The sequence below is a fragment of the Streptomyces sp. NPDC028314 genome, assembly GCF_055565795.1.
The window spans coordinates 203,894-216,773 of the sequence record NZ_JBVHTP010000002.1 but is presented as its reverse complement, the minus strand read 5'-3'; the positions used below and the strand labels follow the sequence as shown (position 1 = coordinate 216,773).

The following is a 12,880-nucleotide window of genomic DNA, read 5'->3' as shown; positions in this document are numbered from 1 at the left end:
GCTGGCACGCTGTGAAACCCGGAACCACGGATTCGAGACCGTGGGGTGTGCAGACCGACCGAGATGCTTGAAGCGAGGCACCGCATGGAAGCTCCGCCCCCAAGATCGGCAAGACGGCGGACGGGCCGGATACCTTCCGGGGGCGGTGCGACCGAGCCTTCCCCCGATGCCGTGCTCATCCGCCGGACCCTCGCGGAGATCGCGCCCGTCGCCGAGAAGGTGACCTCGTACTTCTACGCCCTGGTGTTCACGGGGCATCCCGAGGTGCGGGGCATGTTCCCCGCCGCGATGGACACGCAGCGCGACCGGCTGCTGAAGGCGCTGTTGACCGCTGCGGAGCACATCGACGACCCCGAGGTACTCGTCCCCTATCTGCGCCGGCTGGGCACCGGCCACCGCAAGTACGGCACCATGGCGGCCCACTATCCGGTGGTGGGCGAAGCCCTGATCGGGGCGCTGGCCCGGTACGCGGAGCTGACCTGGGGGCCGGAGACCGAGGCCGCGTGGGTGCGTACGTACACCGCGATCTCCCAGATCATGATCGATGCGGCGGCCGAGGACGAGCGCAAGACCCCGGCATGGTGGCACGCGGAGGTGGTCTCCCACGATCTGCGCACCTCGGACATCGCCGTGCTCACGGTCCGCCCCGACCAGCCGTATCCGTTCCTCGCCGGCCAGTACACGAGCCTGGAGACCCCGTGGTGGCCGAGGGTCTGGCGGCACTACTCCTTCGCCTCGGCCCCGCGCGCGGACGGCCTCCTCTCCTTCCACATCAAGGCCGTTCCGGCGGGCTGGGTCTCCAACGCCCTGGTGCGGCACGCGCAGCCGGGGGACGTACTGCGCCTGGGTCCGCCGGCGGGGTCGATGGTGGTGGACCACTCGAACGACAACGGCATGCTGTGCCTGGGCGGAGGGACGGGGATCGCCCCGATCAAGGCGCTGATCGAGGACGTCGCCGAGCACGGTGAGCGGCGCCCGATGGAGGTGTTCTTCGGGGCACGCAGCGATCACGACCTGTACGACAAGGACACCCTGCTCGGACTCCAGCGCTCGCACCCGTGGCTGTCGGTACGTCCGGTGATCGGTGAGGGGCTGGCCGGGCAGCTGCCGCAGGCGGTCGGCGAACACGGGCCGTGGAGCTCGTACGACGCCTTCATCTCCGGGCCGCCGGCGATGATCCGCAGCGGTGTGGACGCGCTCAAGAGGATCGGGATCCCCGGGGAGCGGATCCGCTACGACGCGCTGGAGGAGCTGGCGGGCGTCGCGGGCTGAGACCGGTGCCCGCCGGCTCCTGGAGGAACTCAGCCGAGGTCGGGGGCGTGCATGGCGCGCACGCCTTCGATGTTGCCGTCGAGGTAGTGACGCAGGGACAGCGGGACGAGGTGCACGGCGGCGATGCCGACCCGGCTGAACGGGACGCGGACGATCTCGTACTCGCCTTCGGGCTCGTCGATCTCGGGGCCGTGCCGCTGGGCGGGATCCATCGACTCGAGGTGGCAGACGAAGAAGTGCTGCACCTTCACGCCGGTCACCCCACCACCGGCGATGTGCTCCACGGTGTCGACGAAGCAGGGCACCACATCAGAGATCTTCGCGCCGAGTTCTTCGTGGACCTCCCGGTGGAGTGCGTCGACGACGGTGGCGTCCGAGGACTCCACTCCCCCGCCTGGGGTGAGCCAGTACGGGTCGACGCCGGGCCTGGTGCGCTTGATGAGGATCAGGTCGTCACCGTCGAGCAGGATCGCGCGGGCGGTGCGTTTGACCACGGGACGTTCGGTCATGGGAGAAGGTTGGCCCACAGTTCCGCTTCTGAAACGCGGGCCTGCGAAACACGCGCGGGCCCGAGCCCGGCCGCTCACCAGTCCACGGCGGCGCGCAGCAGCCGGTCGTGGGCCCGGGCGAGGTGGGCGAGGGCGAGGCTGCCGGTCCGTACGGCGAGGAACCAGGTGCGCAGCGGCGGCACGGCGGGCTCCAGCAGCGGGACGATCTGCCGGCGGTCGAGGGCGTCCTGGCACAGGTAGCGGGGCAGGACGGCGAGACCGCCACCGGCCCGTACGCATTCCAGTACCGCCCTCAGGTCGGGTGCGACCACCGTGGCGGCGGCCTCGGGAAGGCAGTCGAAGACGGCGGCCCAGTAGCGGGTGACGAGGGGCAGGCTCTCGTGGACTTCGACGACCGGGATCCCGTCGAGGGCGGCCGGTGCGGCCGGGCTCTTGTCGCGCAGCAGTTCCGTATCGACGAGGGCGGCCCAGTAGGGCGCGGCGACCAGGACCTGTTCCTCGTCGCAGAGGGCGGTGGCGGTGAACAGTCCGCCGCGGGGGCGGGCGGTGGTGACCACGATGTCGTGCTGTCCGGAGGCCAGCCCGTCGAGGGTCTCCTCGGCGTCGGTGGTCATGGCGGTCCGCAGGGTCTGACCCTGGCCGACCAGGGGTGCGAGGGCGGGGAGGACCCGCAGGCACAGGAACTCGGGCGGACCGGCGACGTGCAGGGTGCGTAAGCCTCCGGCGGCCTCCCGTTCGATCTCGGTGATCCGCAGCAGCGCGTCCAGGTGCGGGGCGGCCTTGTGGGCGAGTTCGTCCCCGATGGCCGTGGGTGTGACACCGCGGGCGCGCCGGTGGAAGAGGGGGCGCCCCAGCTGGCGTTCGAGGGTGCGGATCTGCGAGGTGACGGCGGGCTGGGACAGCCCGAGGAGGGCGGCGGCCCGGGTGAACGAGCCGGCCCGGTGCACGGCCACGAAGGTACGCAGCAGGGCCAGGTCCATGAGGGCCCCTCTCGGTGGGGGCCTTCAACTATAAATATGCCGATAGGCCCCTGTCGTTACCGTGATTGGACTCTGACGCAGAGTCAACTAGCCTTGTGGGCGTGGTTCTTCGCGCGCGGAACCCGAAGCGGTCCGAGCCACTAGGGGGGAGGCTCGGACCGCGTTTCCGCCCCTGCTCAGAGGCTCTGACCAGCGGAATCCAAGGCCCGCAGCACATCGGTGACCAGGTCTTCGGTGTCCTCGGCCCCGGCGGAGAAGCGGATGAAGCCGTCCGGCACGGCGTCGCCGCCCCACCGCCCGCGCCGCTCGGCCGTGGACCGTACTCCGCCGAAACTCGTCGCGTCCTCGACCAGGCGCAGAGCGGCCATGAAGCGCTCCGCGTGCGCGCGGTCCGCCAGGGTGAAGGAGACGACGGACCCGAAGCCGCTCATCTGCCGGGTCGCCGTCTTGTGCGACGGGTCCGACGCGAGGCCCGGGTAGCGCAGTCCGGCCACGTCCGCCCGGTCCGCCAGCGCCTCCGCGACGGCCAGCGCGTTGGCCCATTGCCGCTGGGCGCGCAGCTGGATGGTGGCCAGGGAGCGGTGGGCCAGCCAGGCTTCCATGGGACCCGGGATCGCGCCGACGATCTTGCGCCAGCGGCGGACCGCCGCGGCGAGTTCGGGGTCGCGGCAGACCACGTAGCCGAGCAGCAGGTCGCCGTGGCCGGTGAGGCCCTTGGTGCCGCTGGCGACGGAGAAGTCCGCGCCGAGTTCCAGGGGGCGCTGCCCGAGGGGGGTGGCGAGGGTGTTGTCGACGGCCACCAGGGTCCCCCCGGCGTGCGCGGCCGCCACGAGGCGTCGTACGTCGCATACGTCTAGCCCCGGGTTGGACGGGGTCTCGATCCACAGCAGCCGGGCCCCGTCGAGCTGCGCGAGCTGGGCTTCGCCGGCGGTCGGGGCGGTGCGCACGTGGATCCCGTACGCCGCCAGCTGCTCGCCGAGCAGCGGCAGTGCCTGGTAGCCGTCGTCGGGGAGGACGACGGTGTCGCCGGTGCGGGCCTGGGAGAGGAGGACGGCGGAGATCGCGGCCATGCCCGAGGCGAAGACGATCGTCTCGACCCCCTCGTGGCCGGGGTCCTCCAGCTCGCCGATCGCCCGTTCGAGCAGGGTCCAGGTGGGATTGGTGTCGCGGCCGTAGGTGTACGGGCCCTCCACGTCGCCGGGGAGGTGGAAGTGCGCGGCGAAGACGGGCCCGGGCAGGGTCGGCTCGTTCTTGACGGGCTCGGGCAGTCCGGCGCGGACTGCCCGGGTCCCGTCGCCGTATCCGGTTGTTCCGGGGATGGGCTGGTCGTTCACGGGATGGGCTCCTTCACCGCCGCGCGTACGGCGTTCAGCAGGCCGGGGCTCGCGGCCTCGACCAGTTCCAGGCACTCCTCGAACCCGTCGAGGGAGCCGTAGTACGGATCCGGTACGTCCAGCCCGCCGTCCGGCGTGCCATCCGCCACGTCCGCACGGGCGCCGGTGGCTGCCGGATCGTAGGACCGCAGCAGCCGGACCTTGGCGGCGTCCTCGGGGGTGGGCGCGAGCGCCCGGAGATCCCGAAGGTGTCCGGCGTCGAGCGCGATGACCAGGTCGAGCCGGTCGAACCAGGAGGCCCGGAACTGCCGGGCACGGTGGTCCTGGTCGTAGCCGGCGGCCACCAGCACGGACACGGTGCGCGGGTCGGCGCCGTCCCCCTCGTGCCAGCCGCCGGTGCCGGCGCTGTCCACCTCGACCCGGTGGGCGAGGCCGGCGTCGGCGACGTGGGCGCGGAAGACCGACTCGGCCATGGGCGAGCGGCAGATGTTTCCCGTGCAGACGAAGCACACGCGGTACATGGGCCGGCCGCTCAGTTCTTGTCGGGCAGGGCCATGTTCACGGCCCAGGAGACGACGGAGATGATCAGACCGCCCAGGACGGCGGTCCAGAACCCGTCGACGTGGAAGCTGAGGTTGAACTTCCCGGCCAGCCAGGAGGTCAGCAGCAGCATCAGGGCGTTCACCACGAGGGTGAAGAGTCCGAGGGTGAGGATGAACAGCGGCAGCGAGAGCAGCTTCACCACGGGCTTGACGATGAAGTTGACCAGGCCGAAGACCAGCGCGACCAGGATCAGCGTGAGGGCGCGACGGCCCGTGCTGCTGCCGTCGTCGAGGGTGATGCCGGCGAGCAGCCAGATGGCGACCGCCAGGGCCGCCGCATTGGCGAGCGTCTTGACTACGAAATTCGTCATGTGTCTGATCGTTGCAGAGAAGATTCCCGTGGCACATCGGCAGATCAGCGGATCCCACGGCACCACAGAGCAAGAGGTACGAGAACGATGAAGGCCTTCCGGCTGGACGAGCTCGAAGCGGAGAGGGCCGCCAACGACGGCGCTTATCTGCAGTTCCTGCGGGAGCGGAACATGTCGGTCGGGCTGTACGCACTCGACGCGGGGCAGACCGACCCGCAGCAGCCGCACCGCCAGGACGAGGTGTACTTCGTGGTGAGCGGCCGGGCCTCGATCACGGTCGGGGAGGAGACGCAGACGGTGGCCAACGGCAGCGTCGTCTACGTGCCGGCCGGAGTGCCCCACAAGTTCCACCACATCACCGAGCCGTTGAAGGTGATGGTCGTCTTCTCGCCCCCCGAGAGCTGAGGGTCGGACCCCTGATCCCCCTAGGGGGCGGATCAGGGGGTTGCAGGGGCTCGCGAGCCTCCGCGCCGAGCCGTGGACTCCTAGCATCGAGAGCAGGAAGTCACGGACGAGGAAGAGGTTGAGGACATGGACGGGATCCGAGCGACATTCGTGAGCATGCCCTGGTGGGTCAAGTGGGTCGCCGTACCGCTGCTGGCGCTGTTCGTGTTCGGCGGGGTGATCACCACGATCCTCGGCACGCTGATTGCGTTCGTCTTCAAGCTGCTGCTCTTCGTCGCTCTTGTCGGCGGCCTGATCTTCGTGGTCAAGAAGGTCACCGGCAGCGGTGCGAAGTCCTCTTCGGGGGAGTGGTAGAGCCTCCCGCTCCGGCCGGTGCCGGGATTAACCCAGGTGAGGGAACGTGGGGCGCGAAACCCCTCACACCTCGGGAATCGGCGGATAGAGTGGCAATCTGTGCCGTCCCCCTGGGCACCGAAAGCCGGCATTGCCGCTCCGACCCGCGGCTACGTTGGACAGCCGACGATGGTGACCCCCAGGACCGCGGCCTGAGCGGGGGCGGCCCCCGCAGGGTGGGCCTCCCCAAGGCCCGCCGCCACGCCTGGGGGTGAGCTTTGTCTTCGGTTCCCAACGCCGGTGTACCGACTCTGATCGGTTCGGTGCAGCGGGCGCTGAGGCTGCTCGAAGCGGTGGGTTCCCATAGCGGGGGTGCCCCGGCGAAACAGCTGGCACGTGAGGCAGGGCTCCCGCTTCCCACCGCGTACCACCTGCTGCGCACCCTGACGCACGAGGGCTATCTGCGCCGTGAGAGCGGGGTCTTCGTCCTTGGTGATGCCGCGGGGCGGCTGGCCGAAGGGGGACTTCAGCAGAAACGTCGCAGCATGATCCTCGACTCGCTGGCACACTTCCGGGACGCCGTCGGGACTCCCGTCTACTTCGCGGTCTACCGCGAGGGTGAGATCGAGGTCGTGGGCGTGTCGGACACCCCGGCCAGACCGGCCTGCGAGGAGTGGGCCGATTTCCGCGAGACCGGCCACGCGCACGCCATCGGCCAGTGCCTGCTGGGCCAGCTCGACGAGAAGGCGCGCAAGGACCACTACGACCGGTACCCGGTCGATGCGCTCACTCCCTATACCGTGCGGGACCTGCGCGCTCTGGAGCACCGCATCGGATCCCTGGAGCGGATGCAGCCCGTTACGGAGCGTGAGGAGTACTCCCTCGGGACGGTATGCGCGGCCATTCCCATTACGGCGGGCGATACCGCCGCAACTATGGCGATTTCCCTCCCTTTGCACCAGGCAGATCGGTTGCTCTATGCGGTCGATCGACTACGGAGTGAAGTAGGCGCGCTGTTGAGCACCCTCTCGTTCTCTATCAGTATCTGAAAACTCACTCCTTGTGATCTGCTAGCGCTTCCACCACTCTTGTCAAGAGGGCCTTGGGGGACCATTCCTGGCCACTTCCACAACAGCGGGGTAGGCAATGCGCGAGTCGGTACAGGCAGAGGTCATGATGAGCTTCCTCGTTTCCGAGGAGCTCTCGTTCCGGATTCCGGTGGAACTCCGATACGACGCTCGTGACCCCTACGCAGTGCGTCTGACTTTCCACCTTCCCGGAGATGCGCCCGTGACCTGGGCGTTCGGCCGGGAACTTCTCCTCGACGGCATCAACAAGCCATGCGGTGACGGCGATGTGCACATCGCCCCCACTCATCCGGAGGAACTGTCGGATGTGCACATCCGGCTGCAGGTCGGCGGTGACCGGGCGTTGTTCCGGGCCGGTGCGGCTCCGCTCGTCGCGTTCCTCGACCGCACCGACCGGCTTGTTCCGCTCGGTCAGGAACGCAATCTGGGTGACTTCGAGGGAAACCTTGACGAGGCGCTGGGCAAGATCCTCGCCGAATCGCAGCAGAACGAGCAGAACGCGGGCTGACGGTTCAGCGCTTGCGCCGCCGCCGGCCCCGGCCGCCGAGGACTGGCCCCGAGGCCGGCGCGGTGCCCGGGGCTCCCGGCCGGTCGGCGGAGACGACCAGTGAGGCCAGTGCCGTGGTGACCGGTACCGAGGCCACGAGCCCGATCGAGCCCACGAGGGTTCGTACGATCTCCTCCGCGACCAGCTCGCTGTTCGCCACCGAACCCATGCTGCTGTTCGCGATCGAGAACAGCAGCAGGAGGGGGAGTGCCGCGCCCGCGTAGGCCAGTACCAGGGTGTTGACCACGGAGGCGATATGGTCGCGGCCGATCCGGATCGCCGCCCGGTACAGGGCGCGGGAGCCCATCTCCGGGTCGGCCTGGTGGAGTTCCCAGACGGCTGAGGTCTGGGTGACCGTCACATCGTCGAGTACGCCGAGAGATCCGATGATCACGCCCGCCAGCAGCAAACCGCTCATGTCGATTTCCGGGTAGAGCCCGTGGATCAAGCCCGTGTTGTCGTCGGTGTTGCCGCTGAGGAAGGCCCAGTCGATGAACACCGAGCCCAGCAGGCCGATCAGCAGCAGCGATACCAGGGTGCCCAGGACGGCGACCGAGGTACGCGCGGTCAGCCCGTGGCACATGTAGAGGGCGATCAGCATGATCGCGCTGGCACCGATCACCGCGACGAGCAGCGGGTTCGAGCCCTGGAGGATCGCCGGGAGGATGAAGAGGGTCAGGATGGTGAAGCTGATGGCCAGCGCGATCAGCGCGAACAGGCCGCGCATCCGTCCGACCACCACGACCGCGAGGGCGAAGATGCCCGCCAGCACTGCCAGCGGCAACTTCCGGTTCACGTCGATCACCGAGTACTGGAGGTCCCGGGGCGCATCCGGCGCGTACGCGACGACCACCTTCTGGCCGTCCGTCAACTGCCGTGGTGCACCGGGCTGGACGATCTCGATGAAGGTGCGGCCCTTGTCCGGGCCGGTGCTCACCTCGATGGTGGCCTTCTTGCACTCACCGGTCTGTGCCGCCTGGGCCTCGCGGCCCTCCGGGGTGGAGGTGTCTCCCGTGGGCGGGACCTGCGAGGCGTTCACGGACTTGCAGTCGACCTGAGCCAGGGAGACGACCTTGCCCTGCTGGGTCTGGCGGTCGAAGCCGACGCCGGTGCGTTCGTGGCCGGGGGCGCCGCCCGGCCAGAGCACGACCATGCCGATGAAGACGGCGGTGGCGAAGGGGATCAGTACGGCAGCGATGACCTTGCGCAGGTGCTTGGAGACCGGTGCCGCCGGACCGTGGCCGTGGCTGTGGGAATGGCCGTGGGAGGGCGCCGGCTCATGTCCGTGGGACGAGTGCCCGTGGCCGGTGTGACCCGGGGGCTCGGTGGGGTCGGTGGGGGTCTGCGGCGAGGACGTCACCGGCCGATCATCGCAAGAGATGAGGGGGCCCACTGTTCAGCACGCCACAGATGACGCTAGCGTGGGGGCACCTTTGCACAACGCGGGAGCTCGGAGCACCGGGCTGAGAGGGCGCTGATCACCGTACGCGCGTCGAAATGACACGTACGGGAAGAGGCTGCGTCGACCGCCGAACCTGTTACCGGGTAATGCCGGCGTAGGGAGATCAGGTCTCATGACCATTCAGGACGCACGCACGCCTGCCGTCAGCCAGGACGCCGACGGCCAGACCGAGCGCCAGCCGGGCTGGCACAAGGGCTACGTGGCGGGCTCCCGCCCCGACATTCGGGTGCCGGTCCGTCAGGTCCACCTCACCAACGGCAAGGACGTCACGCTCTACGACACGTCCGGGCCGTACACCGACCCCCAGATCGAAACCGACGTACGCCGGGGCCTGGCCCCGCTCCGGGAGAACTGGATCATCGGTCGCGGGGACACCGAGGAGTACTCGGGCCGTCCCGTGCGCCCCGAGGACGACGGCATCAAGCACACCTCGCCGCGCGGTGGCCTCAAGAACCTCGACGCGGTCTTCCCGGGCCGCCCCCGCCAGCCCCGCCGGGGCCGTGGCGGCGCCGCCGTCACGCAGCTCGCGTACGCCCGCCGGGGCGAGATCACCCCGGAGATGGAGTACGTCGCGATCCGCGAGAACGTCTCCCCCGAGGTCGTCCGCGAGGAGATCGCCGCAGGTCGCGCGGTGCTTCCGGCGAACGTGAACCACCCGGAGATCGAGCCGATGATCATCGGCAAGCGGTTCCTGGTGAAGGTCAACGCCAACATCGGCAACTCGGCGGTCACCTCCTCCATCGAGGAGGAGGTCGACAAGATGACCTGGGCGACCAAGTGGGGCGCCGACACGGTCATGGACCTCTCCACCGGTCGCAACATCCACACCACGCGCGAATGGGTGCTGCGCAACTCGCCCGTGCCGATCGGCACCGTGCCGCTGTACCAGGCGCTGGAGAAGGTCGACGGCCGTGCCGAGGACCTGACCTGGGAGATCTACAAGGACACGGTCATCGAGCAGGCCGAGCAGGGCGTCGACTACATGACGGTCCACGCCGGCGTGCTCCTGCCGTACGTGCCGCTGACCGCCCGCCGCAAGACCGGCATCGTCTCCCGCGGTGGCTCGATCATGGCCGCGTGGTGCCTCGCGCACCACAAGGAGAACTTCCTCTACACGAACTTCGAGGAGCTCTGCGAGATCCTCGCGACGTACGACGTCACGTACTCGCTGGGCGACGGCCTGCGCCCCGGCTCCATCGCGGACGCGAACGACGCGGCGCAGTTCGCCGAGCTGAAGACGCTGGGCGAGCTGAACACCATCGCCAAGCGCCACAACGTCCAGACCATGATCGAGGGCCCGGGCCACGTCCCGATGCACAAGATCAAGGAGAACATCGACCTCCAGCAGGAGATCTGCGAGGAGGCGCCGTTCTACACGCTCGGCCCGCTGACCACGGACGTCGCACCCGCGTACGACCACATCACCTCGGGTATCGGCGCCGCGATGATCGCCTGGTGGGGCACCGCGATGCTCTGCTACGTCACGCCCAAGGAGCACCTGGGCCTGCCCAACCGGGACGACGTGAAGACCGGCGTCATCACGTACAAGATCGCCGCCCACGCGGCGGACCTGGCCAAGGGTCACCCGGGTGCCCAGGAGTGGGACGACGCCCTGTCGGACGCACGGTTCGAGTTCCGCTGGGAGGACCAGTTCAACCTGGCCCTCGACCCGGACACGGCCCGCGAGTTCCACGACGAGACCCTCCCGGCCGAACCGGCCAAGACCGCGCACTTCTGCTCCATGTGCGGTCCCAAGTTCTGCTCGATGAAGATCTCCCAGGACATCCGCCGTGAGCACGGCGGTGACCTGAAGGCCGAGGAGATCCAGGCGGGCATGGCGGAGAAGTCCGCCGAGTTCGCCGCCGCGGGCAACCGCGTCTACCTGCCGCTGGCGGACTGACGCAGGGCGAGGTGCTGTCACTGTCCGGACCGGGGGGATCGGACAGTGGCGGCGCCGCCGCCTGCCCTCCAATCGGGCATCTGACATATCTCCTTGCGCTGGAGTGCGCTCCAGCTCCTAGAGTCCGCCGCTATGACCATGCGATACAGGAATCTGGGCGGCACCGGCATCGAGGTGAGCGCGCACTGCCTCGGCACGATGATGTTCGGGTCCGTGGGGAACCCGGACCACGAGGACTGTGTGCGGATCATCCACGCCGCACTCGACCAGGGGATCAACTTCGTCGACACCGCGGACATGTACTCCGCCGGGGAGTCCGAGGTGATCGTCGGCAAGGCCCTCAAGGGCCGGCGTGAGGACGTCGTGCTCGCCACCAAGGTGCACTTCCAGATGGGGGAGGGCCGCAACCGCAGCGGGAACTCGCGGCGGTGGATCGTGAGGGCCGTGGAGGACAGCCTGCGGCGGCTGGACACCGACTGGATCGACCTCTACCAGGTGCACCGGCCCGACCACGGGACCGATGTCGAGGAGACCCTGTCGGTCCTCGGTGATCTGGTGCGGGCCGGGAAGATCCGGGCCTTCGGATGCTCGACCTTCCCGGCCGAGGAGCTCGTAGAGGCGCACCACGTCTCCGAGCGGCGGGCGTTGGCGCGGTTCCGCACCGAGCAGCCGCCGTACTCGATCCTGGCGCGCGGTATCGAGGCCGATGTACTGCCCGTGGCCCGACGGTACGGGATGGGCGTCATGACCTGGAGCCCGCTCGCCTCCGGGTTCCTGAGCGGCAAGTACCGGCTCGGCGGCCCCGTGGACCTGACGTCCGGGCGGGCGGCACTGACGCCCGCGCGGTTCGACCCGGCGATCCCCGGCAACATCGCGAAGCTGGAGGCCGTGGAGCAGCTCGTCGAGCTCGCCGACAGCATCGGCTGCACCCTGCCGGAGCTGGCCGTGGCCTTCCCCGTCGCGCACCCGGCCGTGACCTCGGTGATCATCGGGCCGCGCACCATGGAGCAGATGGAGTCGCTGGTCAAGGGCGCCGGGCTGGTCCTCGATGACGCCGTACTGGACCGGATCGACGAGATCGTGGCTCCGGGCCGCAATCTCTACCACCCCGACGGGGTCTGGAGTCCGCCGGCGCTGACGGACCCCGCGCAGCGCCGACGTGCTCTCGGGGACCGGGCAGCGGGCTAGACGGCGGAGTGGGGCGATGTTTCACGTGAAACAGAGCCGGATGTTTCACGTGAAACGGGCACTCCCGACCGGCTCCGGGCGAGGGCGCGCCCGCGAGCAGCCGTGGTGGACTACTCCGGTTCGCGGCCCGGGCTCCCGAAATCCGGGCTGGTGAAGTCCGGCGGCGAGTAGCCGGGCCGGCTCTCCCCCGAAGTGCCCGGACTGGTGAAGTCGGGTGCCGTGTAGCCGAGGTTCGGCATTCTGCTGGGAGGCAGCCGGTGGACCCGCGAGCCCGGACCCGTGCTCGGGTCGGCCAGGGCGTCCCGCAGGAACGGCATGATGCCGCGCTCCAGCAGGGCGTTGCGCCAGGCCTCCCGGGCGCGCGAGAGCTCGTCGGGTATCGCCACCGTCTCGTCGGCGGCCACCTCGGTGGAGCTGTTGCGGATGGCCGTCACCAGGAGGCCGATCACCGCGAACAGCAGGGCGGCGACGGTGAGCGCACCGAAGAGCCAACCCGCCGTCAGCATGGTTCTGGCGAACGCCGGTTCTGGTTCGATCATCTTGAGGCTGTAGCCCACCAGCAGGAAGATCAGCATGGCGGTGCCGGCCAGGACCGGCGCCAGGACCGCGACGACCGCGCTGATTCCCGCGCCGCCCTCCTGCCCGGTGGAGTCGTACTCCCCTGCTGTCCCGGGCGTCGACAGGGCCTCGTCGCGCAGCTCCTCGCGGACCTTCACGAAGTGGTCGTACTCGGCGGCGGCCGCGGCCGTCAGGATCGCGCTGGCCCCCATGGCCATGGTGCGCAACTGTTCGGCGTTCAGCCGTTCGCCCAGAGAGGCGAGTTCGGGCCGTTCGTTCGCTGTGCGCAGCGCCTCGTCGAGGAGCCGATCGAACTCCGGTCGGTCTTCGGTGAGCAGGTGCGGAGCGCTGGTCATGTGCATCCCCCGATGCTCCGTACAAGCCGGTATGC

General features: G+C 69.4%; 14 protein-coding genes. 7 read left to right on the top strand and 7 right to left on the bottom strand.

Features of this window, described 5'->3' with window-relative positions:
• The first annotated feature begins 63 nt into the window (after positions 1-63).
• Positions 64-1,272 carry a globin domain-containing protein gene (locus tag ACZ4TG_RS05150; protein WP_468159964.1) on the top strand — a complete coding sequence of 403 codons (1,209 nt, stop codon included), beginning with the start codon at positions 64-66 and terminating at the stop codon, positions 1,270-1,272.
• A 29-nt stretch (positions 1,273-1,301) separates the two neighbouring features.
• Here ACZ4TG_RS05150 and ACZ4TG_RS05145 read toward each other — a convergent pair whose 3' ends face one another.
• The 5 genes from ACZ4TG_RS05145 to ACZ4TG_RS05125 form a co-directional block, all read right to left on the bottom strand.
• Positions 1,302-1,781, bottom strand: a complete 480-nt coding sequence (locus ACZ4TG_RS05145) for an NUDIX domain-containing protein (RefSeq protein WP_468159963.1) — start codon at positions 1,779-1,781, stop codon at positions 1,302-1,304.
• Between the two features lie 74 nt (positions 1,782-1,855).
• A complete protein-coding gene (locus tag ACZ4TG_RS05140; RefSeq protein WP_468159962.1) occupies positions 1,856-2,761 on the bottom strand; it encodes a LysR family transcriptional regulator in 906 nt (301 codons plus the stop codon).
• A gap of 176 nt (positions 2,762-2,937) precedes the next feature.
• The gene (locus ACZ4TG_RS05135; RefSeq protein WP_468159961.1) at positions 2,938-4,095 is read right to left on the bottom strand and encodes a cystathionine gamma-lyase; all 1,158 of its coding nucleotides are present in this window, start codon (positions 4,093-4,095) and stop codon (positions 2,938-2,940) included.
• Positions 4,092-4,616 (bottom strand): low molecular weight protein-tyrosine-phosphatase, encoded by a 525-nt coding sequence (locus ACZ4TG_RS05130; protein WP_468159960.1) that lies wholly within the window; start codon positions 4,614-4,616, stop codon positions 4,092-4,094. Before ACZ4TG_RS05130 ends, ACZ4TG_RS05135 begins: the two co-directional genes overlap by 4 nt.
• An 11-nt stretch (positions 4,617-4,627) precedes the next feature.
• Positions 4,628-5,008, bottom strand: a complete 381-nt coding sequence (locus tag ACZ4TG_RS05125) for a phage holin family protein (protein ID WP_468159959.1) — start codon at positions 5,006-5,008, stop codon at positions 4,628-4,630.
• 87 nt (positions 5,009-5,095) lie between these two features.
• On the opposite strand from ACZ4TG_RS05125, the gene ACZ4TG_RS05120 reads away from it, so the two are divergent.
• The 4 genes from ACZ4TG_RS05120 (at position 5,096) to ACZ4TG_RS05105 (ending at position 7,342) form a co-directional block, all read left to right on the top strand.
• Positions 5,096-5,413 (top strand): cupin domain-containing protein, encoded by a 318-nt coding sequence (locus ACZ4TG_RS05120; RefSeq protein ID WP_468159958.1) that lies wholly within the window; start codon positions 5,096-5,098, stop codon positions 5,411-5,413.
• 126 nt (positions 5,414-5,539) lie between these two features.
• Complete coding sequence (locus ACZ4TG_RS05115; protein WP_468159957.1) at positions 5,540-5,767, top strand: DUF5326 family protein; 228 nt, start codon at positions 5,540-5,542, stop codon at positions 5,765-5,767.
• A gap of 302 nt (positions 5,768-6,069) precedes the next feature.
• Positions 6,070-6,795: an IclR family transcriptional regulator gene (locus ACZ4TG_RS05110; protein WP_468159956.1), complete on the top strand. Its 726-nt coding sequence runs from the start codon at positions 6,070-6,072 to the stop codon at positions 6,793-6,795.
• Between the two features lie 97 nt (positions 6,796-6,892).
• Entirely contained in the window at positions 6,893-7,342 is a 450-nt protein-coding gene (locus ACZ4TG_RS05105; RefSeq protein ID WP_468159955.1) for an SsgA family sporulation/cell division regulator, read from the top strand.
• Between the two features lie 4 nt (positions 7,343-7,346).
• On the opposite strand, the gene ACZ4TG_RS05100 is transcribed toward ACZ4TG_RS05105, so the two are convergent.
• A complete protein-coding gene (locus ACZ4TG_RS05100; RefSeq protein ID WP_468159954.1) occupies positions 7,347-8,774 on the bottom strand; it encodes a YibE/F family protein in 1,428 nt (475 codons plus the stop codon).
• Between the two features lie 181 nt (positions 8,775-8,955).
• Between ACZ4TG_RS05100 and thiC the strand changes: the two genes are divergently transcribed.
• Both thiC and ACZ4TG_RS05090 read left to right on the top strand, forming a co-directional pair.
• Positions 8,956-10,743: a phosphomethylpyrimidine synthase ThiC gene (thiC, locus tag ACZ4TG_RS05095; RefSeq protein ID WP_468159953.1), complete on the top strand. Its 1,788-nt coding sequence runs from the start codon at positions 8,956-8,958 to the stop codon at positions 10,741-10,743.
• Positions 10,744-10,881: 138 nt separating this feature from the next.
• On the top strand, positions 10,882-11,931 hold the full coding sequence (locus ACZ4TG_RS05090) for an aldo/keto reductase (protein WP_468160427.1): 1,050 nt from the start codon (positions 10,882-10,884) through the stop codon (positions 11,929-11,931).
• A 110-nt stretch (positions 11,932-12,041) separates the two neighbouring features.
• Here ACZ4TG_RS05090 and ACZ4TG_RS05085 read toward each other — a convergent pair whose 3' ends face one another.
• Positions 12,042-12,851, bottom strand: a complete 810-nt coding sequence (locus tag ACZ4TG_RS05085) for a hypothetical protein (protein ID WP_468159952.1) — start codon at positions 12,849-12,851, stop codon at positions 12,042-12,044.
• Positions 12,852-12,880: the final 29 nt, after the last annotated feature.